Origin of the sequence: Caulobacter endophyticus (genome assembly GCF_029543245.1) — a bacterium.
GTDB lineage: Bacteria > Pseudomonadota > Alphaproteobacteria > Caulobacterales > Caulobacteraceae > Caulobacter > Caulobacter endophyticus_A.
Genome location: NZ_JARQWV010000004.1, coordinates 249512 through 269381 on the forward strand (window position 1 = coordinate 249512; position 19870 = coordinate 269381).

Annotated in this window: 18 protein-coding genes; 7 read left to right on the top strand and 11 right to left on the bottom strand. The window is 65.5% G+C overall.

Annotation, left to right across the window (positions count from 1 at the left end; translation table 11 throughout):
• Positions 1 to 9 precede the first annotated feature (9 nt).
• The 7 genes from trbL to P7A99_RS05840 all read right to left on the bottom strand — a co-directional run bounded on the left by trbL (position 10) and on the right by P7A99_RS05840 (position 6170).
• Positions 10 to 1254: a P-type conjugative transfer protein TrbL gene (gene trbL, locus P7A99_RS05810; RefSeq protein ID WP_277792980.1), complete on the bottom strand. Its 1245-nt coding sequence runs from the start codon at positions 1252 to 1254 to the stop codon at positions 10 to 12.
• 246 nt (positions 1255 to 1500) lie between these two features.
• Positions 1501 to 2223, bottom strand: coding sequence for a conjugal transfer protein TrbJ (locus P7A99_RS05815; RefSeq protein WP_277792981.1), 723 nt, complete (start codon positions 2221 to 2223; stop codon positions 1501 to 1503).
• Positions 2220 to 2492: a hypothetical protein gene (locus P7A99_RS05820; protein ID WP_277792982.1), complete on the bottom strand. Its 273-nt coding sequence runs from the start codon at positions 2490 to 2492 to the stop codon at positions 2220 to 2222. Before P7A99_RS05820 ends, P7A99_RS05815 begins: the two co-directional genes overlap by 4 nt.
• Positions 2482 to 4938 carry a conjugal transfer protein TrbE gene (gene trbE / locus P7A99_RS05825; RefSeq protein ID WP_277792983.1) on the bottom strand — a complete coding sequence of 819 codons (2457 nt, stop codon included), beginning with the start codon at positions 4936 to 4938 and terminating at the stop codon, positions 2482 to 2484. The genes P7A99_RS05820 and trbE overlap by 11 nt, the downstream gene beginning before the upstream one ends.
• Positions 4939 to 4949: 11 nt before the next feature.
• Positions 4950 to 5210, bottom strand: a complete 261-nt coding sequence (locus tag P7A99_RS05830; protein ID WP_277792984.1) for a VirB3 family type IV secretion system protein — start codon at positions 5208 to 5210, stop codon at positions 4950 to 4952.
• A 2-nt stretch (positions 5211 to 5212) separates the two neighbouring features.
• On the bottom strand, positions 5213 to 5560 hold the full coding sequence (locus tag P7A99_RS05835; RefSeq protein WP_277792985.1) for a TrbC/VirB2 family protein: 348 nt from the start codon (positions 5558 to 5560) through the stop codon (positions 5213 to 5215).
• 406 nt (positions 5561 to 5966) lie between these two features.
• Positions 5967 to 6170 (bottom strand): response regulator transcription factor, encoded by a 204-nt coding sequence (locus P7A99_RS05840; RefSeq protein WP_277792986.1) that lies wholly within the window; start codon positions 6168 to 6170, stop codon positions 5967 to 5969.
• A 1498-nt stretch (positions 6171 to 7668) separates the two neighbouring features.
• Here P7A99_RS05840 and P7A99_RS05845 point away from each other — a divergent pair.
• Positions 7669 to 9723, top strand: a complete 2055-nt coding sequence (locus P7A99_RS05845) for a right-handed parallel beta-helix repeat-containing protein (protein WP_277792987.1) — start codon at positions 7669 to 7671, stop codon at positions 9721 to 9723.
• A gap of 37 nt (positions 9724 to 9760) precedes the next feature.
• Entirely contained in the window at positions 9761 to 10282 is a 522-nt protein-coding gene (locus P7A99_RS05850) for a MucR family transcriptional regulator (RefSeq protein ID WP_277792988.1), read from the top strand.
• A gap of 232 nt (positions 10283 to 10514) precedes the next feature.
• Here the strand turns inward: P7A99_RS05850 and P7A99_RS05855 are convergent, their stop codons facing one another.
• Complete coding sequence (locus P7A99_RS05855) at positions 10515 to 11789, bottom strand: hypothetical protein (RefSeq protein WP_277792989.1); 1275 nt, start codon at positions 11787 to 11789, stop codon at positions 10515 to 10517.
• 637 nt (positions 11790 to 12426) lie between these two features.
• On the opposite strand from P7A99_RS05855, the gene uppS reads away from it, so the two are divergent.
• The 4 genes from uppS to P7A99_RS05875 all read left to right on the top strand — a co-directional run bounded on the left by uppS (position 12427) and on the right by P7A99_RS05875 (position 15081).
• Positions 12427 to 13203 carry a polyprenyl diphosphate synthase gene (uppS, locus tag P7A99_RS05860; RefSeq protein ID WP_431307645.1) on the top strand — a complete coding sequence of 259 codons (777 nt, stop codon included), beginning with the start codon at positions 12427 to 12429 and terminating at the stop codon, positions 13201 to 13203.
• Between the two features lie 73 nt (positions 13204 to 13276).
• The gene (locus P7A99_RS05865; RefSeq protein ID WP_277792990.1) at positions 13277 to 13648 is read left to right on the top strand and encodes a hypothetical protein; all 372 of its coding nucleotides are present in this window, start codon (positions 13277 to 13279) and stop codon (positions 13646 to 13648) included.
• Between the two features lie 259 nt (positions 13649 to 13907).
• Positions 13908 to 14390 (top strand): FecR domain-containing protein, encoded by a 483-nt coding sequence (locus P7A99_RS05870; RefSeq protein ID WP_277792991.1) that lies wholly within the window; start codon positions 13908 to 13910, stop codon positions 14388 to 14390.
• Between the two features lie 421 nt (positions 14391 to 14811).
• Positions 14812 to 15081, top strand: a complete 270-nt coding sequence (locus P7A99_RS05875; RefSeq protein WP_277792992.1) for a hypothetical protein — start codon at positions 14812 to 14814, stop codon at positions 15079 to 15081.
• Positions 15082 to 15093: 12 nt separating this feature from the next.
• On the opposite strand, the gene P7A99_RS05880 is transcribed toward P7A99_RS05875, so the two are convergent.
• On the bottom strand, positions 15094 to 16050 hold the full coding sequence (locus P7A99_RS05880; RefSeq protein ID WP_277792993.1) for a glycosyltransferase family 2 protein: 957 nt from the start codon (positions 16048 to 16050) through the stop codon (positions 15094 to 15096).
• A gap of 215 nt (positions 16051 to 16265) precedes the next feature.
• Between P7A99_RS05880 and P7A99_RS05885 the strand changes: the two genes are divergently transcribed.
• Positions 16266 to 17261, top strand: a complete 996-nt coding sequence (locus P7A99_RS05885) for a polysaccharide pyruvyl transferase family protein (protein WP_277792994.1) — start codon at positions 16266 to 16268, stop codon at positions 17259 to 17261.
• A gap of 319 nt (positions 17262 to 17580) precedes the next feature.
• Here the strand turns inward: P7A99_RS05885 and P7A99_RS05890 are convergent, their stop codons facing one another.
• Positions 17581 to 18150: a sugar transferase gene (locus P7A99_RS05890; protein ID WP_277792995.1), complete on the bottom strand. Its 570-nt coding sequence runs from the start codon at positions 18148 to 18150 to the stop codon at positions 17581 to 17583.
• 708 nt (positions 18151 to 18858) lie between these two features.
• On the bottom strand, positions 18859 to 19845 hold the full coding sequence (locus P7A99_RS05895; protein WP_277792996.1) for an NAD-dependent epimerase/dehydratase family protein: 987 nt from the start codon (positions 19843 to 19845) through the stop codon (positions 18859 to 18861).
• Positions 19846 to 19870: the final 25 nt, after the last annotated feature.

Sequence of the window (19870 nt, forward strand, 5' to 3'; positions counted from 1 at the left end):
GCGGCTCCTTCAGGGTGTGCGTCGGCCAGGGGGATCGGGCTCGCCGTCCTCGGGCGCGGCCGGCGCGCGGGCCGGCGGCTCGGGCGGCGGATCATCCCAAAGCCCCCCCGCCGAAGCGGCCGACGAGGCGTTGGCCCCGGCCGGTGGCGCGTAGGAGGCGCGCGCGCGGCCGACGACGGCGCTGGTCGAGGCGGCCCGGCGCCCACCGCCCGAAGCAGCGGCGCCGTCGCCTGACGACCCGCCGGGGGGCGAGCCGCCGGATGCTCCTCCCCTGCCGCCGCCTTGGCCGCCGCCCTGGCCCCCGCTGGGCAGCCGGGAGGCCGAGCGGGCCGAGGCGGCCGATCCCGCTGCGCCTGCGCCCATGGCCCAGCGTCCGGCCAGGGCCAGTCCGCCCACCGTGGCGGCCAGGCCCACCGCCCCGGCGGCGGCCGAGCCGGCGCTGAGCTGCGGACCGCCGGTGATTAGAGCGGCCGCCAGGGCGGGCAGCTTCAGCGCCAGCATGACGATCAGCAGGGCGGCCAGCAGCAGCCCGCAGGACTCTTCCCAGGCCGGCTCCGGGGACACGACATAGCTGGCGAAGATCTGCTCGCCGATCGAGACCACCAGGGCCAGGGCCATCACCTTCGCGCCCACCGAGACGACGTAGCCGATGGCCCGCTCGGCCATGAAGGCGGTCTTGGTCAGGATCCCGAACGGCACGGTGACGAAGCCGATCAAGGTGACGACGTAGAACTCGATGACGGTGACGGCGATTTCGATGCCAAGCACGATGTAGGCCAGCACGATGCCGAGCGCCGAGAGGCCGGTGATCAGGATGGCGTCGATGTGGTTGAAAAACCCCAGTCCGCCGCCCTCGCCTGCGATGCGACCGATGTATTTGAGCAGGTCGAAGGCCACATCGAGCCCGTCATGAACGACGCGAGAGGGCTGCATGAGGTCGCCGATCGTCATGCGCCCGCCGCCGGCTTTCAGCCCCAGGGCGGCAAAGCCGTTAACGACGGTCAAGGTCAAGGCGCGCCACCCCGAGATCAGCCAGGCGAAGAAGCCAAACAGCAGAATCTTGCGCACCAGCGCCGCGGGGACGTTCTCGTGCTCGTCCAGCGCCCAGAGCAGCGCCGAGACGCCCAGGCTGATGGTCATCAGAATTCCGAACGTCGCCTGGACGTCGCCCTGGATCAGCCCGAACCCCGAGCCGACCTGCGTGGTGTAGCGGTCGAGCAGATCGTCGATGGCGGCGGGCGAAGCGGTGGACATTGGGCGCTCAGAAGCTGTGCCGGGGCCGGCGTGGCGGCGGCGGCGAGAGGACAGACAGGCGTTGTCGGTCCGCCTCCGCCTTGTCGGCCGCCGCCTGCATCGCGGCTCTGCAACGGCCGCTCATCGGCGTGCGCCTGGTCCATTCCTGCCGGGAGCAGGCCTTCTCCTGCGGCTGGATCGGAGATTTTGGTTCGCAGGCGGGAAGGGCCAGGACGACAAACCCTAGGACGGCGGCGCGGCGGAGCATCAGAAGCTGTTCCTGGGTTTGGAGGGGGGCGGCGCGCTCAGAACCGAAAGTCTTTCACGGTCGGCCTCAGCCTTGCTGGCGAGGGCGCGCTTCTCGGCCTCGTAGGTCTGGGCCTGCCGTCCTTGGGTGATCAGCAGGACCTGGAGCTGGGTGAGCTGGGTCGAGAGCGCCGCCAGCAGCTGGTTGGTGGCCTGGATCGCCGCGGTCTGCCCGGCCGCGGCCTGGGAGGCGTCCACCGCCGCACCGACCGCCCCGGCCGTGACACCCTGGGCCTGGGCGATCTGGTTTTGAACCTGCAGGGCGTCCTGCAGGGTCTGGCGACTAGCCTGGCTCCAGGCCTTGAGCCTGTCGGCCAGGGCGGCTGGAGAGAGCCCGGCCAGATCGCCCGGATAGAGGGCGGCGAACTCGCGACTGATGTCCGCGGCCGTGTAGCCCAGACCCTGGGCCTGGCGCAGCAGGCCGGTGGCCTGGCTTGCGATGTCGCGAAGGGGGCCGGTGACGTCCAGGCCCAGGGTCTGGAGCATGCGCTCGGAATTGGCCAGTTGCGCCTGCAGGGTCTGGATCTGCTGCAGGCCCTGGCTGACCTGCTTGAGCATCTGGGCCACCGCGGCGGGATCATAGACGGTGAGCTGGGCGCGGGCCGCAGGCGCCAGGCCCGCCGCCAAAAGCGGCGCCAGTCCCAGAGGCGTCCAGCCCAGAAGACGGCGACGACTGGGGGTCATGGGGTGGTCTCCTCCTGCAACGGTGTGGAGTTCTCGGCCTCAAGGGCCAGGAAGCGCGGCTCCGACGCCCCGCGCACGGCCAGGGCGGCGGCCAGCCAGGCCACGCCGGCCGCCACCAGCGGCGGGCTGACCAGGACCTGCGCGCCGGCCACGGCCATAAGCGCGCCGGGCGCGAGCAGGACGAGGAAGGCCAGGCGCCGACGGCGCGGGCTGGCCGTCCACGCAGCCGGCAGCCGCCCCCAGGGACCCAGGCGCGGATCAGGCCGCATGGCGGGCCTGCGTCAGGAACTCGGCGACCTCGGGCAGGCCCTTGGCGCGATAGAAGGCCGGCGCGAAGCCTCTCTGGCCATGCTCGGCCAGGAGCTTTGTCATCAGGGCCTGGTCGCCGGGCGAGGCCGAGCCGACGGCGGCCAGGGCCACGGGCCCCAGGCCCAGCTCGAACAGGCGATCGCCGGCTGGACTTTGATAGTAGTATTCGCGCTTGGCGGTGGCCCCGGCGATGATCGACACCTGCTGGGCGTTGAGGCCGAAGGCGGCGTAGGCCTTGGCCAGATCCGGCGTGCGCGCGTCCGGATTGGGCAGGAAGATCCTTGTCGGACAGGCCTCCAGCAGCGCGCCGGCGATCGGCGAGGCCAGGGTCGTCTTAAGGCTGGGGGTGGTGAAGATCACCGCCACGTTCTTCTTGCGCAGGGTCAGCAGCCACTCGCGGATCTTGCCGGCGAAGACGGTCGACTCCAGCAGGAGCCAGGCCTCGTCGAGAACGAGCAGGGTCGGGCGACCATCGAAGTCGCGGGCCAGCCGGTGGAAGAGACAGGTCAGAACCGGGGCGACGGCTGTGCGGCTGGCAATCAGCTCGCCCATCTCGAACGCCTGCCAGTCTGCCCTAGCCAGATCCACCTCTGCCGCATCGAGCAGCCGGCCGTAAGGGCCAGCCAGGGTGAACGGCGCCAGCGCCGCCTTGAGCGCCCTGTCCTGCAGGGTCGCGGCCAGCAGCGTGAGGGTGCGCTGGGACCGCGGCGCGGCGGCCAGACTCTGCAAGGCCGTCCAGACCGCTTCGCGCACCGCCGGGTCAAGGGTCATGCCGCTGGAGACCAGCAGATCCTCCACCCACCCTTGCGCCCAGGTCCGCTCGTCTGGGTCGTCGATGTCCGCGAGAGGCTGGAACGCCAGGCCTCCCCCGCCGCCCAGGTCGTGAAAGGCGCCGCCGACCAGCAAGGTGGCGGCCCGGGCGCTGGCGCCCTTGTCGATGAGGCGCACCTGGGCCTGCGGATAGCGCAGCCACTGCAGCGCCATGGTCAGCAGCAGCACCGACTTGCCCGCCCCGGTCGGCCCGCCCACGAAGGCGTGGCCGACGTCGCCCTGGAAGAGGTCGAGGCGAAACGGCGTGGTCGAGCCGGTCAGGGCGTGCATCAGCGGCGGCTGGGGACCTTCAAAGCCGCGCTTGGCGCATTCGGCCGACAGGTGGGCGTTGTGGTCGGGGCCGGGCCAGATCGCCGAGACCGGCAGCAGGTCGCAGAGATTGAGCGTGCTGACCAGCGGCCGCCGCTGGTCGGCATAGGCCTGGCCCGGCAGGCCGCCCAGCCACGCCTCCACGGCGTTGAGGTCCTCGACCTTGGCCACGAACCCGGCGCGATTGACGACGCTCTCGACCTGCCGCACCTGGGCGGCCAGCACGTCGGGATCGGGATGGGTCAGGGTGATGGTGGGGGTGACGTAGCCCAGCGCCGCCAGGTCGTCGCCGAGCATCGCCAGGGCCGCGTTGGCGTCATGGGCCTTCTGGGCCGCGTCGGGATCCTCCAGGACCGACGGCTCCCTGGTGATCGCCTCCTTCAGAAGGGCCAGGATACCCTTGCGCTTGGCGAACCAGCGCTTGCGCAGGGTGGTGACGGCCTTGCGCGCATCCTCCTTGTCGAGCGGCAGGAAACGGGTGACCCAGCGATAGGCAAGGCCCAGGCCGTTGAGCTGGTCGAGGATCCCCGGCCAGGAGGCGGCCGGATAGGCGCGCACCGACAGGGTGCGCAGGTAGTGGCCGCCCAGTCGCGGATAGAGACCGCCCTGAAGGTCGTCGTCGGTCAGGAAGGCGTCGAGATAGGCCGGCGACGGCGGCGGCGCGACAGGGTGGGCCTTGGTCGAGACGCAGGCGTGCAGATAGGTCAGGGTCGCCGCGTCGTCGAGCGGCGCCACCATGGGCAGGACGCCGGCCAGGATGTCGCGCAGGCTGGCCACCGCGGCCTGGAACTCGTCGAGCGCGGCGCGGTAGAGGGCCGAGGCGCCCTTGCCGTCAGGAAGGTTCTCCACCAGCAGGCTGCGGGCCGCGCCGACCGCGTCCTCCGGCGGCAGGAAGGTCAGGGTCAGGAAGTAGCGGCTCTCGAAGTGCACGCCCTCGGCCTCGAAATCGGCGCGTCGCTCTTCGTCGACCAGGTGACTGATCGGGTCGGGATAGGCCGCGGCCGGATAGGCTCGCGAGGGCCGGCGCACGGCCTCGACATGCACGCACCAGCGCGAACCCAGCCGCCGCAGGGCGTTGTTGATCTGGGCCCGGGCGGCCACAAGGCCGATGTCGGTGGCGCTGGCCAGGTCCGGCCCCCGAAACGCCAGGGTCTGCTGGAAGGCCCCGTCCTTGTTGAGCACTACGCCGGGCGCGATCAGCAACGCCCAGGGCAGGTGGTCGAACAGCCGGCTGGATTTTCTACGATACTCGCCCAGAAACAACATGATCCTGCGCCTCAGCCGTCGAGCCAGGCCGGCTGGCGTATGTGCCGGCGAAGAATGTCGAAGACGTAGGGGTCCTTGCGCGCCAGGACATAGGCGCCGGCCCAGAGCCCCAGACCCAGCGGGACGCCGATCAGCGGGGCCTGCAGGCCCAGCGCCAGGATCGCCGTCAAGGTGCCGATGAGCACGGCCAGGCCCCGCGGCACCCCGCCCAGGGTGATCGGCTCGGCCAGCGAGCCATGGAAGTCGATCTCGAACCCTTCGACCCGCTCCATCACTAAAAGCCCGCCCCGCCGGTGAAGTTGAAGAAGGACAGGGCGAACGAGGAGGCGGTGAAGGCGATCGACAGCCCGAAGATGACGCTCAGGCCCCGTCGCACCCACGAGCCGCCTTCGGAGAAGGCCACCCCCAGACCCGTCAAGGCGATGGCGATCACCCCGATCGCCTTGGCCACGGGGCCGGTGATGGAGTCGGCCACGGCGCTGAGCTTATCGTCCCAGGGCATGGCCGCGCCCCCGCCGCCCGAGGCCAGGGCCGGACCGGCGGCCAGCACCAGGACCGTCGACAGAACCAGCAGGCGCAGCAGGCGAGGGGAGGGGCGCGATGGGAAGGTGGGCGTTCGCATGGCCGGGTCCTCGCGGTTGACGCCAAGACCGTGCACAGCCTGAGTTTGCGTCGCAATTCAGCAGATTTCGCCAGTGAAAACCCACGGGACTTCAGCGTAACAATCCCCGGCGTGGTCTACCGGCGTCGATCTTGGAGAGGTGGATAGGATATGCAGCTCCAAGGGCGGGGGCGCGGTCACCAGGACGGATGGCAAGCCATCTTTGTCCAGGGCCCGATTGGCGGTGACCGCGCAAACAAGGACGGCGCGATCCGTCGAGCTCTTGTCGCGTTCGCACCTTCGAAAGGCGCGCCAACCACGCATCCGATAGCATCGCCAGGGCTTTGGCTGACTGCGCCCGGGTCATTCGCGGGTTGATGAATCAGAAAAGCATCGGCGCCGGCAGGCAAACCTCACCTGCCCCCAGTCAGATCTCGCCGAGGCTAACCGCTAGAGCCACGGCGTGGGCGCGATTTCGCGCTCCAAGCCGTCTATAGGCCTCCGAGAAGTAGCTGTTCACCGTGTGCTCGGAGATTCCCAGCTTGTGGGCGATCTGAGCGGCAGTCCTTCCCTTTTGGGCCTCTGACAAACATTCACGCTGACGCGGCGTAAGACGGTAACGACCTGACACTCGGTTACTCCGGCTAGGCTAGCCGGCCTGTCCGTTAAGAGACGGCGCCCCCAAACAAAGCCGTTCTCAAGCGGCGTTGTACGCGAACCTCGACCTACAGCGGACGTGGCTCAACTCATGATGGAGCCCCTACTATCATCGGCGTAAGCAGACCGAAAGGTCCAATGTCGGATTTGTGACAGTCGACAGCCGGCTAAGGCGCGGACGGCAACCCACCGCAGGGCCTGGGCGCCAAGATGAGCAATCGGACGACAGGGTCCGTCGGACCGGGCGATTGACAGCCTACCCGCCGTCGCAACCCGAGCGGCGCGAAGCGGTTCGTTGGAGGATTTCGCAAACGTGCTGGCTTCGCCGTGGGCAGGCGACAACCGTGGAGCCGTTTGATCCTATGGCCAGCCTCGGCCTTTTCGCGTCCGGCCAGGCTTGGCGCTCTTTGCGGCCGGTTCCAAGGCGTTAGCTCAGCAGCAGCAGGGTCACCAGGAAGCCGATCGAGAACAGCGCTGCTGCAATGACGCCCACCCACCCGATAGGCGTAAGAAGGCGGGGGTTTGGTCGAGCGCGCGGCGGCATTGGCGCAAGCATAGGCCGCCATGACCAGCAGCGCCAGACCGAGCGGTGCGTGACGCGATCATGTCGGGGCGTGGAGCATCATCTCAATGACGCCATCGACGTGGCGATCGGCAGGTTTGAGCGCACCAGTGCGCCCAGGCAGCGGGCGACGCTAGGACCTGCTCCTCGTGGAGGATTTCGCATTCGATCCCGCCTGATTTCAGGACGTCTTGCGTCAGGGTTCTGAGCGCGGCTTCCAAGCCTGACGCACCTGTTGGGCCTAGCTGGCGGCGTGGATGACGGCGGCCGTGAGCGAGCTGATCGGCCAGAGCGGACCTGTCCCATGGAAGGGCTGGGCCCGCCGTGCCGGCCGTATGTATATCGCGCCATAGCCCGCGCCTCGTTGGGGGCGCAGGTTCCTCGGCGCGGCAAGCTCATTCTCCGCACCCAGTGCGGAGATAATGCCGCCTAATTCTCCGCATACAGGTTTGCCGCGACGCTCCCGGCTCCTGCCTCGCCATGAGGACTTGGCCCCATCCGCTGACGCGGCGGTTCTGCCTGCAACGGATGGAAATACGGGGGAGCGCGAAAGGGCGCAGAGGTTAAGGCGGGCGGCGCCTGGCGTTGGTCTCGCGGCATTTGGCCGGCCGCCGCCGTTGAGGTGATGCGCGCCGGCGTGGCTCGCGCATCGAACAATCCGCCTCGGGCGCCTGCACGCAGAGCATGCGGACATGCAATTTCCGCAAAGGGGGGCGCAGGCTTTTATATTCTGAGCTGATCGGTCAGGCTCGGCCCGTTGACAAGCACACGTGCCACTCTTGGCGCAACCTGCACAGCCGCGCTGGACAACGTGTGTCGCACAGGAGGCCGTCTCGTGCCTGCATTGTCCTTCGCAACGGCTTACGGAATAGGTCCAGCTGGACATCCCTCGCCGCCGCCGGCCGGTTTCATGGCCGCGGTTCTGACGATACCCGACGATGCGCCGCCCGGAATGGTGATCGGCTCAGTTCAGGCGCCCTGCGGCTATGTCGTCGAACTGATCTACGACAGCGATGGACGATTTGCGCTGTCGGGCTCCAACCTGGTGGTGGGCGAGACCTTGCTGACACCCGGAAGCTATGGTCCCGGGGGAACGCAATCCTGGCCGGGTCCGGTGCTTCGAGCGATGAAGGCCGGCGAACCCTACAGCGATCTCGTGCTGCGACCGGAAATCGCCGTCGCGCCGGCGCGCGCGCCGTCGACGATCCCCGGTCTCAAAGCCGCATGGCTTTCGGACGTGGGCGTCGACGTCAACGCAAGCGGCCAGGTGCATGCCTGGTTAGGCGCCTGGCAAACCCCTTACAGCCTGAGCCAGACGACGCTGGAGGCGCGGCCGAGCCTACTATCCGGCTACGGGCCTGGCGGGCTGCCAGGCATCCTGTTCGATAGCGCCAAAGCCCAGTTTATGAGTATCGATCCGCCTCTATCGATGGCTGGCGGCACGATCGTGGCGATCTATCAACCGCGAGACACCGCCGCCAACAAGACCTTGCTCGGCTCGGGAAACCGGTTCCTGTGGCAGACTTCGGCCAGTTCGGTGTCCCTGAACATGGGCGCGACCGCCATCGCCAACCCTGTCGCCAACGCCAACCTGACCATCAACCGCCTTTCCCTGCTGATCGTCACTCACGACGCGGCCAGCGGCGCCTTTGGCGCGCGAGTCGACGGGGTGGTCGCATCCGGCGGAGGCGGAGCGGGCCTGTCGACCGCAGCCTTCACGATGGTGGGCAAGCACAAGAACGCCAACTACGGCAACTACGTCCTGTCTGCATTGCTGATCTACGATCGGGTGTTGAGCAGCCAAGAGATCGCCGAACTGGAAGCTTGGGGGATGGGCCGGCGGACCAGCGAATGGTTCTGCGCCGCCGACGGCCTGCCAGGCAATACCGGCTTCACCGCCGCCTCGCCCAAGCCCGCAGCCCAGGGCTTTCTCTCCAGCCAGAGCTTTAGGGCCTGGGACAGGATCCGCTCCAGGGGAGGGGATCTTATGCTGGGGACCATTACCGCGATCAGCGGGGGAATGACCCTGGGCAAGCCGCTGCGCGCCATGACCTACGGGCACGGCAGGCCAAGGTGGTGGGGGGCGGGGCCTAGCGCCCTGGCGTATGACGGCGCCTATCCCGTCCAGACCGCCGCCCTGACGCGCGCCAACCCGCTGGGGATGATCTGGTGGTATCGTGAGGGTCTGCGCGCGCCGCCCGTACAGCTTTTTGCCCGCGCCTTGGACCAGGACCGCTCTTTCCAGCTTGTCGCCAACCTTCTGCAACTGCGCCTTGAACCGGGACGCAACGCCAATGACGAAATCCTTGTCATTCCTGCCGACCTCAGCGATCAGCAACTCTATGGCATCGGCGCCAGCTACTTCGAACTACACGACCACGACGTGCGCCACTTCCTGGGGCAGATGTGGTCGCCTCAAGGCCAGCGAACCGTTTTACGGGACTGCTATCTGGGCTTTAGCTGCGACGACGGGCATTCGCCCGGCGGCGCGGCGCACGACTGTTCGTTCAACGAAATCACCGGGACGGGCACGAGTTTGTCGATTACGCGCGGTCCGGGCGATGGCGTGAGCCTCCACGGCGGAGGGGCCCATACGCTTCGCTATAACTGGATCCACGACTGCCTAGGCCCGGGAGTCCGCAATGAGGAAGGCTCAAGCGTCGTCATCGAAGGCAACAATGTCGAGAACTGCGCCGCCGCCATGAGGATTATCCGCAATCCTGCCTATCCCGGCCCGGCGATGGCGCTCTATCGCGGCAATCGCATTCAGCGTGGAGCGGGCGCTCTGCAACGCGATGGCCTTCTGCTTGACAGCAACCTGCCGGCCAATATCGAAGTGGTGGTCAGCGATAATCTGTTCGTGGGCGAGGGCGTGACGGACGGCCTTGCCGTTCGCACCAACGGTTTTGGATCGGTGAGCGGCACGGGCAACGTTCAGCTCGGCTTCTCAGCCCTGGGCATGTGATCTCGCCTACATTCGTCTAGCGTGACGCCCGCCCTGCTTGGAACTTAAAGCCGAAAGCCAGTTGGCGCTTGAGTTTCAGCGTTCTATGAATAACAATACTTTGAAACTTCTTTCGGACCTCCAAATGAAAGCTGATGATTTCGATACCGTGTTTTTGACGGCCGAGATCGTTGCCGCCTATGTCGGCGCCAATACGATATCCATCGGCGAAATCCCGCTATTGATACGGAGCGTGCATGGGGCTCTGTCGGACGCTGCGCGACCGCACAGTAGCGTCGCCGAGCCGGTCGAGCCAAAGCCAACGGCCGCTCAGATCCGTAAATCGATCACGCCGGACGCCCTGATCAGTTTCATCGACGGAAAAGCCTACAAGACCCTGAAGCGTCATCTGACGACGCACGGACTGACCGTTGATCAGTACAGGATGCGGTTTGGACTTCCGGGAGACTATCCCACGACCGCGGCGTCCTATAGCGAGATGCGCAGCGGGCTGGCCAAGGCTCTGGGGCTTGGCCAGCCCGGCAAGGCCGCCAAGCGTTCCGCAGCAAAAAAGCCGTAGATGGGCTGTTGCGATCGCTTGGCGCGTCATCGCATCCTTTGAGTTTGAGCCGGGGTTTTGCGGGCGTGGTCGCCGACCGGCCCCATCCGGCCCGCACCGCCAGGCTTGAGCTCGACGGCGACAGCACGCTCAGCCTGCCAGCCGCGCCTTAGGGGGGGGCGAACGCAGTCCGGCATGAAGCGCTGCAGCCGGTCCTCAAGGGCCGGGTGTCAGCCTCAACGGTGATCTGCGTTCAAATGAACACGATATTGTCGTAGAGCGCCGCGCCAAAGACGCCCTTGAGCGTGATCGTCGCGTCGAAGAGGTCGCCGCCGCCGTCCTGATCGAAATCCAGGTAGGTGTAGCCGCCGATCTCCCTTATCCGAAGATTGCCGGCGCCGATCGCATCGGCGACGGAAGCCGGCGCAGGCCCCTCGATCATGTTGTGGAAGAAGAGAAGGTCCTCGTCGTCACCGGAGACATCCATGTCCCAAACGATTTGGCGAGCGCGCGCTGTGTTCAAGAACCCATCGAAATGAAACTCGTCGGAGAAATTGTTTCCCGTTAATTCGTGCGCATAGCTGTCGCCCTCGGCCAGGGCCCACAACACATCCTCGCCGAACTGGCCGATCGCTTTGCCGCCCAGCTTGTGCAGTATGAGCGTGTCGTCTCCGACGCCGCCTTGCAGGTGCGCCGCTAGGGCGCCATCGAAGCCGCCTTCGACGTGGTCATTTCCTTGGCCGGCCGCCACCGCCCGCCCGTGCCAACGAATGTTATCGTCGGCGCCGGTTGTGAAAACTGTATCCGATTGCCCAAGATCGTCAGTACCGATCTGGCTGCTGGAGGCGATGAAACCGTCGATCGTGATCCCTGCGGTCGTCTTGGAGTAGTCCACCCTGCCGACCCAATAGCGATCATTGTCGCCATCGGCAGCAGCCTGAACCGTGGCTTGCAGGCCGCCTTGCACGTAGTCGGCGCCGTCCCCATCACGAAGAATGTCAGCTCCATCGACACCGTAGATGGCGTCGTCGCCAGCACCGCCGTTGATTGTCTCAATACCCGGGGTGCCCACCAGCACGTCTCCACCGCCGCGGCCGTCGAGATCCAATCCGGGCGCCAACGAAAACACCCAGTCATTGCCGTCATCGCCGACGTACTGGTCGCTCACGGCGTGCTCGACGAGCGCGGAACTGGCGCTCGACGCGTCGTCTCGCCAGCCGTAGCCAGCGGGATATCCATCCTCCACGGCGTAGTCGATCAGGGGATGGTCTCCCAGATCCGCGTCCGGGAAGCCTGGGAGCCAATTGCTGTAAACGCCGGGATCGCCGATCCACATCGACTGCCAGCCGAAATAGGCGTTGATCCGATTGAACAACAGCGCCTCTTCGGCGGCGCTATCGATGACTGCGATCGTAAGCCCCTTTAGTCCGAGCTCTTCGGCGAAGCCGGCATAGGAGAGAGGCAGGTTCGTCCAAACGCCACCTGGAAAGTAAATTTGATAAAGCGTCGTTGCCACCTTGTCCTCCATGTCGCGCGTCGCAAACCGTTGGGGATACTAAGGAAACGCTGGATGGGGGCGCGAACGGCTGAAGGTTGCGCCCGGTCCTGCCGCAGACAGCCTGCACGCCAGGAGATACACGCTTGGTGTTGTATGCCCCGCCCCCGAGCATGTCCACGGCAGGTTGCATCGCGACGTTTAGCAAACCCGGCGCTTTAAGCCGGAGCTCAAAAGCCTGCGGCGATGTGCTTTGGAACCTGGGGTGGCCTGGCCCGTTAAGGTCTCGCTCAACGAGCAATGGAAGTCCCCAATCCAGGCCCCGGCGATCTACCCCGCGCCGGGGCCATCTGGTTTGATGCGCGCGGCGCCAAGCCGTCGTCTTGAACGGCGTACGCCTTTAGGGCTGCGATCAACCCCTCACAAATCTCTGCGGCCACAGTCTGCAACGCCGCGACCAGCGCCTGCCTTGCGCCTTGGGGGCAGAGACCGCCCGACCAAACACTTGCGACATTCGCTTACGCCGTTTGCCCAGGAACATGCAGGATTCAGGGTTGGGTGCGGCAATGACACTAAGGCTTTGTTTGTCCGCTTGAATTTCACCCGGCCAGCGCCCATTCAAGACGGTCAGCCGCCAGCAGGGCCTTACATGCTGGCCAGGAGGACCACAATGTCGCCGCAGAACGGCTTGCAGACCAAGACCGCGCGCCCCGGGGGCGAGGCCGGCGCGGGCCTGCATGCGGCCATCATCATGGACGGCAACGGCCGGTGGGCCAAGCGCCGCGGCATGCCGCGCGCGCTGGGTCACCGGGCCGGCGTCAATGCGCTGAAGCGCACGGTCGAGGGCGCGCCCTCGGCCGGCGTAGGCGTGCTGACCGTGTTCGGCTTCTCGACCGAGAACTGGCGCCGTCCGGCCCAGGAAGTCTCCGAACTGATGGGCCTGCTCAAGGCCTATGTCGAATCGGACCTCGAGCGGCTCAGCCGTGAAGGCGTCCGTGTGCGGATCATCGGCCGCCGCACGGGCCTGTCGCCCGACGTGCTGGAAGTGATCGAGCGGGCCGAGCGCCGCACCGCCCACAACGACAGCTTCCTGCTGCAGGTGGCGTTCAACTACGGCGGCCAGGCCGATATCGCCGACGCCGCGCGCCGGTTCGCCGAGCGCGTCGAGCGGGGCGAGGCGAGGGCGGCCGACCTGGACGAGGCGATGTTCGGCTCGTTCCTGTCGACTTCCGCGGCGCCGGCGCCGGATCTGATCGTGCGCACCAGCGGCGAGCACCGGATCTCAAACTTCCTGCTGTGGGAATGCGCCTACGCGGAACTGGTGTTCCAGGACGTGCTGTGGCCCGACTACGGGCCCGAGCACCTGGCCGCCGCCGTCGCGGAATATCGTAGCCGTGACCGGCGCTATGGAGGCATTGCGGCCGATGACGTCGCCGTCGCCGGCTGAAAGACAAACCGAACGGATCCCTAGTCGCCCAAAGATCGTTGTTCTCCGAAGGGTGAGGGGAGGCTGTCGGCGGATGATGAGGCGCTGGCCTTGGCGTGGCCTGTTTGGTGGGCGCGTAGCGGTTCAACCGGGCGTGCACGGGGAGCGCACGCCGATCGAAACGCTCACGCAGTTGGCGCGGCTGCTTATGCCGGGATGCCAGGTTAATACGCGGCATGATCTTGAGCGCTTGCCGCTGGAACAGCTGGAAGATCTTCATGAACGTCTGCTCGTCGATCTGGCTGAAACCAGCGCTGGCGATATCCGCCGGGATCTGTTGACGGCGCTCTACCCGCTCTTGGTCGACCGGCGCGTCGAAGCGGCGAGCGCGGCGGTTTGTGGCCAGCTTGCTGAAGACGGTTCGACGCGCTCGCCGCACGGAGGGTTCGGGTCCGTAACGCCCTAAGGCTGGTCCGCCGGCCGGATCGAGGCGTAGGACGGAACGAAGCAAAGGCGCCCAGGCAAGCATCCTGCCTTGCATGCGCGCCAGCATAGATGCGAGCCTGGCGATGCTTGTTTGGGCCTTCTTGCGCAAGAACCTGGCGCCGGCGAGAACCTGCGAGCGGTCAGCAGTCCCTTTCACTCGGCGCTGCAGCCAGGGAGTCGATATGAAATCGTTATCAGGGCCGAGCACCGCGCAAGGGCCTTTGCCGGTTCGCTTTTGGATGTCGGCAGCCGGCCTTGTGGTCATCGGCGTTTCGCTGGCGGGCGGCGGCTGCTCCAGATCTCAACCGCCCTCCCCTGGGAAGAGCGTCTACGAAACGGGGCATGACGAGGTTCGCACTGACCAGTTGGCCGATGGCCGTCGCCTCATTCTCGACCGCGCCAGTCGTGTCAGCGTCAACCAGACTTACGAGGGCGAAGTCCTCAGGCTCGAACAGGGCAGGGCCCGGTTCGAGGTGCGTCGACCGGCCGTGATCGAGGCGGGAGACGCGCGGATCGACGCCGCCAACGGCCTTGTGGATCTCGGCCTCACCCCAGACGGAGGGGTCGATGTCACTGCTCGCACGGCGCGCGTCGAACTGACCACCCCGCGGATCGGCGCGACGGTTCGGCTGCAGCCTGGGGAGCGCCTGGTCTGGGACCTCAGCGGATTGCCAGCGCAAGCCAAGCCCTTAGCCGAGGATTGGGCTGGTTCAGCGCCATGACCCGCCGCTGAACCATCACTCAAGGCAGGACGAGGAAGGTCGCCCCCTCGCAAGTCGAGATCTACGAGGGAGCGACGCCCGTCGCCTGGCCGGGGGATGGCCGTTTCCGGGCGAACCTTGATAAGGTCTGCGGCCCCGTCACACAACAATGCTCTTCGAGGCACCGGCGAAGGAAGGCAGGGGCTGAAAGCCACAGCGTGAGGTCGGACAGAAGCCACGCTGCGACCGGCCAATAAAGACCCTTGCTTCACCGCTCGGCATGGATAGGCGTCACGGCGCCGCAAGGTTAGGCATTGCAGCTGCGGGCTGGCTTATGCGCTATTATGTCCGCAACTCGGCTGGGTCGCCTTCGTTTTGCCAGGCGGGTCGAAGATGACTGCGATATAAACATGTCGCCTGACCGCCAATGAGGCCCAGACTCGTGAAGCGCTTGATCGCCGCCATCATTACTTTGCTTTGCATAGCCTCTGTCGGTTCGCTTGTCGGTTCCCTGGGCTACGCCATGCGCGGGGAGGGGCAGCGGAGTTTGGCGCTGCTTCTTTTTGGTCTGATGAGCGCCTGCGGCGCCTTTCTGATGTTTCCTCAGGGCGCCCGGCACCAGCGACGACGCGCCCGCCGTCGTCCGCATCGGTTTAGTTGGACGTCGCAGGCCGGCTATGTAGATTTCGAAAACCGCTATTATCAAGATTAAGGCGGCGGCGTCTTAGCGCCTGGTGCGCAGCTTGCGCATCGAGGCCAGGCCAGAATGCCAGTGATCAAACCGACCCGGTTGAACGCAGCTCCAGACGGCCGCCCCCGCATAGGCCAAGCGCTTGGGACGGGTGGGTTCAAGCAGAAACGCATGGACAGCAGCGGCGATCGCCGCCGTCGGCCTGCCCGCGACAATGTAGTTCTTGGCCAGGCGCTGCATTTCGAACGCCAGCAGGCTGCGCTTAGGGAGGCGCGGCACAAAACGGCCGGCGTAGGTCCAGAAAAGTTCGGCCCGCTGAAGGCGGAGGGTGAGGTCAGGATTTGCGCCTGCGCCCGACATGCTATTGGGGTGAAGGCGACGTGTCGACAGCGGCGCGGCAAGGATATGGACCCGGCCTTCAAGTAGGCTTCGCATAAGAAGCAGATGATCCTCTCGGAACCGCAGTTCCGGCTCGAAGCCGCCCAGTCGCTGGAAAAAGCTACGCTTGAACAGCATGGACGAGGTGAACGAGTGGATGCGCCCCTTGAGGATCAGGTCGACGAAGCGATCGCGCTCGAGCTTGGCCAAGGTGCTGACGTGGTCGATGCCCCCGTCCGGACGGGCCGTGCGGCTCTCGCACAGCACCAGGTCCAGACCCTGGTCGGCTAGGAAGCATGCGACCTGCTTCTCCAGCTTGTCGTCGTCCCAGACATCGTCGACATCGAGGAAGGCGATGAGCTGAGCATCCGCCGCCGCCACGCCCAAGTTTCGCGCCACTCCAGGGCCCTGGTTTGCTTGAGCCAGAACAGTCGCGCCATACGCGGCGGCGCACTCGGCAAGCACCTTTGCGTCGTCAGCAGACGAGCCGTCGTCAACGATGATAATCTGGTCTGGACGGCGCGTCTGAGCCGCAAGCATGGCCAGCGCCTCAGAAATGAACGCTGCGCCGTTGAAGAAGGGTATGACGACCGCAACCTTCAGTTCCGCCATAAGTCATGATCCTTATTAACACCGACGAGGTCGACGCCGGTCATCAATCCATGCCATGAGGCGCTCTGTCCTCAATCAACCAGATAGCGACGGCAGATGACAAAGCACAGCGTGAACTCCACGCCGGCGTCGGATTGCACGTCGGCCGCGGCAACGTCGCTCAACCATTGAGCGGAATCCGAAGATCATCACACCGGAAAGGCCCAGCACCCCTGATGCAGGTTCTACACTTCCATGCGGAACACGGTAATTTCGGCGACGATCTCAATGAGAGCCTGTGGCGTAGGGTTTTGGACCCCCGCGTTTGGGACGCGCCCGACACTGTTCTGGTGGGCATCGGCACCATCCTCAACGCCGACCGTCTCAGCAGAGAATCGCTCGGCGACGCCCGCGTCTTCATTCTCGGCTCGGGTGCGGGTTACGGCCGCCTGGCCGCGCCTGAAATCATTGAATCTGCGAAGATCCTGGCCGTTCGCGGTCCGCTGACCGCAGCTCTGGTCAGTCAACCCGACCGAGCCGCCACGGACGGCGCGGCTCTCCTGGCAACGCTCCCCGAGTGCCAGCCGATCGAGCGCGGCGCCCGCGCCGCATACATTCCCCACATCAGTTCGGCGTTGACCGGGGACTGGGCCAAGGTCTGTCAACTCGCCGATCTCGACTATATTGATCCGCGTTGGAGCGTCGAGCGCGTGATCAGCGCCATTCAGCGCGCCGATGTGGTGATTACAGAGGCCATGCACGGCGCGATCCTGTCCGATACGCTCCGCGTGCCGTGGGTGCCGGTCGTGACTTCGCAAAAAATACTCGACCTCAAGTGGCACGACTGGACCCGCTCATTGGATCTTGTCTATGCCCCCCATTTTGTTGCGCCGGCGCGCGCAAAGCAGGCGCTGGTCCAGATGCGCGCCCGCGCCAAGGCCAATCCGCCATCGGGCGTTCCAAGCAACGAGGCGTTGTTGGCTGACTTCCGGGCGCGCTACGGGGGCCAGGCTCATCGCAGCGTCTCCAAACCGAAGGTGCGCGCCGAGCGGCCCGTGGTCGACAAGCTCCTGTCGGCCTTCGACCCTTTGGCCGCCGCGTCGACTGCGCGAGCGCTGCATCGACTCAAGTCAGCGCCGCGCCAGCTCAGCGCCGATACGGCGTTCCGCGCCCGTCTCAACCAACTTCAGGACGCCGTCGGCAGCCTGGAACGGGCGGTGATATCCGACTAGCGAGCATTTCGCCGCGGATAGGCCCGCGTGCGGCCGGCACAGCCGCACGTTTTGCCACTTGAGTCAAAAATAACGCGACGTTTTGGCGCGCGCGTTAGATTTTGCTTTGCTTAAAGGGAGAATGTTGCAACCCTGGCCGCTCCCAAACGTATCTCAGACGTGTGTGGAGTACGTTTTTGACGGTTGGGAGAAAAAGAGGTTTGTGATGGCTTACATATTCCATCGCCGCGAGCGGTTAACCATCAGCCCGGGGATGTTTCGCCTTGCGGCGATCGCGCTCAACATCGCCCTCTGGGCTGGCGTCATCGTTGTCGCCCGCCTATTCTTGTGAAGCGATTTGTCCGAACGCAACGAGCCGACTTGCCATCAACCTCAAGTCGCCTAGCAAGCTCCAGTTCTGAATATAGTCGGCTTCGGATTTGGCCGCCGTTCGCACGGTCAAAAGATTGATCGTCCCATCGTAGGGGCCGATCAATCCAGGCCGAACCTGGTATCGCCTAGCGAACTCGGGCGCGACACTGCGTAAAACAGCTTCCCGTTCCGCATCGACCGCGACAGGTCCGACCATCGACATCTCGCCGGCCAGCACATTGAATGCGCCTGGCGCCAAGCACAGGCCGGTGTCACGGCATATCGCCAACTCCGCCAGATCCGGCATGAGCATCACCCGGGAGAAACCGCGCTGGCCCCTCCCAAGGACTTGGACCTTGATGAGCCCAGACCGGCGGTATGCGATCCTCGCATAGGCCAAAAGCAGCAACAGCATCGGGGTCCAGAACAAGAGCAGAGCCGCGGCGATCGCGATGTCAAAAGCTCTCTGATAGGGTCGCGCGGCTGTGGCCATATCGGCCGCTGCAGGCGGACGACGGTGACTGGTCCGGGTGAGCAATTGACGTTTCCCCCGATTGGTTTGCCGGTTGTGCCCCCGGCGGATGTTGAAGTCCGAAATCGTCGTTTCGTTCCGGAGATTGATCAATAAGTGTGCATGTTGCCCGTTTGATCCGTGGCGACTGGGCCGACGCTCACACCTGGCCGGCGCAACGGCCCGCGCTGACGCGCCAGAATTCGCCGAGCCTCCGCGATGAGCCGCTCATCCCCGCTCGCTTGATCCAGATGGAAAGGGACAACCGCGCCGTGGCGCCGTTCCAGCTCCGCGCAAAGGCACAGAGCTTCAACCTGAATCCAACGTTCGCCCCGTTCGCGCCTGCGCATTCTTCCCCCGTCAACCGGCCACCTGCGTTATTTCGGCTCGCCTTGGCGCGCCGAGTGTCAGGCTTGCAGCGTGTGTGCCAGTTGAGGGGCATTATGACACAAATGCAGAGAACGTCGTTCTCCAACCTTGGGCTCGCGAAACATTTTTTCGCATTTGCCCCACTTGCACACGCGGCCTGCTCCACTTTTGCGAAAGCGAAGTGTTTTCTTCCCGACATAGCGCGTAGGGGAAGCGCGGGGAGGGGGTGGAGGACGTCGCCAGGGACGTCACGAGCGGCCCCAGCCGCTCGACTTTGTCGACGCATGCGGGCCGCGGCCGCATCAGCTAGGCAGGCGCAAAAACGCCGCCGCCAAGAGGCGGCGGCGATGCACAGCTCAGCTTTGCTCAGGCCTGAATGAAGCGCTGGCGATACCACGCCACGAACCGGGACAATCCATCGGCCAGGCTCGTCGTCGGGCTCCATCCGAAGTCGGACTGCATCTTGCCGATATTGGCGTAGGTGGAGACCACATCCCCCGGCTGCATGGGCAACATGATCTTTTTAGCCTCGATGCCGATCTCTCGCTCGAGGATCGCGATCATGTCACCGAGTTGCTCGGGATTGTGATTGCCGATGTTGTAGATGCGGTTGGCAGGTTCGGGCGGTGGGTTGTCGAGCGTGGCGATCACGCCTGCGACGATGTCGTCGATATAGGTGAAGTCGCGGCGCATCGCCCCCTGATTGAACACCTTGATCGGCTCGCCGGCGAAGATCGCCTTGGTGAATAGCCAATAGGCCATGTCCGGTCGCCCCCAGGGCCCGTAGACCGTGAAGAACCTAAGCCCGCTTTGCTTGATTCCATAAAGGTGGGAGTAGGTCTGCGACATGAGTTCGTCGCAGCGCTTGGTCGCCGCATAGAGCGATATAGGACTGTCCACGGCGTCGGTTTCGCTGAACGCGCCCTCGGCGCGATTGCCGTAGACCGAGCTTGAGGAGGCGTAGACCAGGTGCTTGATCCGCCCCTCCGTGGCGCGCACGGCCTCGAGCACCCCAAGATGGCCAGATAGGTTGGAGTCGAGATAGGCGAAGGGCGCGTCGATCGAGTAACGCACGCCCGCCTGCGCCCCCAGGTGCACGACGCGGTCGACGTCTGCAGCCGTGATCAGCGCTTTGACGGCTTCGCGATCGGCCAAATCGCCCTCGACGAAGGTGAACCGATCCGCCTCCGCCATATTGGCCAGTTCAGCCAACCGGCCATGCTTGAGGGCAGGGTCGTAATAGGGATTGAGATTGTCGAACCCGACGACGCGCTCGCCGCGTCTCAGCAGGGCTTGGGTCAGGTGAAAGCCGACGAAACCGGCTGCGCCGGTGACGATGATGGTGCCTGGCATATGTCGTTTTGCTCGCGAGGGGGCG

Excerpts from the sequence above, each read along its gene's own strand:
- trbL (WP_277792980.1), bottom strand. The coding sequence starts at position 1,254 with ATGTCCACCGCTTCGCCCGCCGCCATCGACGATCTGCTCGACCGCTAC.
- P7A99_RS05815 (WP_277792981.1), bottom strand. The coding sequence starts at position 2,223 with ATGACCCCCAGTCGTCGCCGTCTTCTGGGCTGGACGCCTCTGGGACTG.
- P7A99_RS05820 (WP_277792982.1), bottom strand. The coding sequence starts at position 2,492 with ATGCGGCCTGATCCGCGCCTGGGTCCCTGGGGGCGGCTGCCGGCTGCG.
- trbE (WP_277792983.1), bottom strand. The coding sequence starts at position 4,938 with ATGTTGTTTCTGGGCGAGTATCGTAGAAAATCCAGCCGGCTGTTCGAC.
- P7A99_RS05830 (WP_277792984.1), bottom strand. The coding sequence starts at position 5,210 with ATGGAGCGGGTCGAAGGGTTCGAGATCGACTTCCATGGCTCGCTGGCC.
- P7A99_RS05835 (WP_277792985.1), bottom strand. The coding sequence starts at position 5,560 with ATGCGAACGCCCACCTTCCCATCGCGCCCCTCCCCTCGCCTGCTGCGC.
- P7A99_RS05845 (WP_277792987.1), top strand. The coding sequence starts at position 7,669 with ATGGCCGCGGTTCTGACGATACCCGACGATGCGCCGCCCGGAATGGTG.
- P7A99_RS05855 (WP_277792989.1), bottom strand. The coding sequence starts at position 11,789 with ATGGAGGACAAGGTGGCAACGACGCTTTATCAAATTTACTTTCCAGGT.
- uppS (WP_431307645.1), top strand. The coding sequence starts at position 12,427 with ATGTCGCCGCAGAACGGCTTGCAGACCAAGACCGCGCGCCCCGGGGGC.
- P7A99_RS05865 (WP_277792990.1), top strand. The coding sequence starts at position 13,277 with ATGATGAGGCGCTGGCCTTGGCGTGGCCTGTTTGGTGGGCGCGTAGCG.
- P7A99_RS05870 (WP_277792991.1), top strand. The coding sequence starts at position 13,908 with ATGTCGGCAGCCGGCCTTGTGGTCATCGGCGTTTCGCTGGCGGGCGGC.
- P7A99_RS05880 (WP_277792993.1), bottom strand. The coding sequence starts at position 16,050 with ATGGCGGAACTGAAGGTTGCGGTCGTCATACCCTTCTTCAACGGCGCA.
- P7A99_RS05885 (WP_277792994.1), top strand. The coding sequence starts at position 16,266 with ATGCAGGTTCTACACTTCCATGCGGAACACGGTAATTTCGGCGACGAT.
- P7A99_RS05895 (WP_277792996.1), bottom strand. The coding sequence starts at position 19,845 with ATGCCAGGCACCATCATCGTCACCGGCGCAGCCGGTTTCGTCGGCTTT.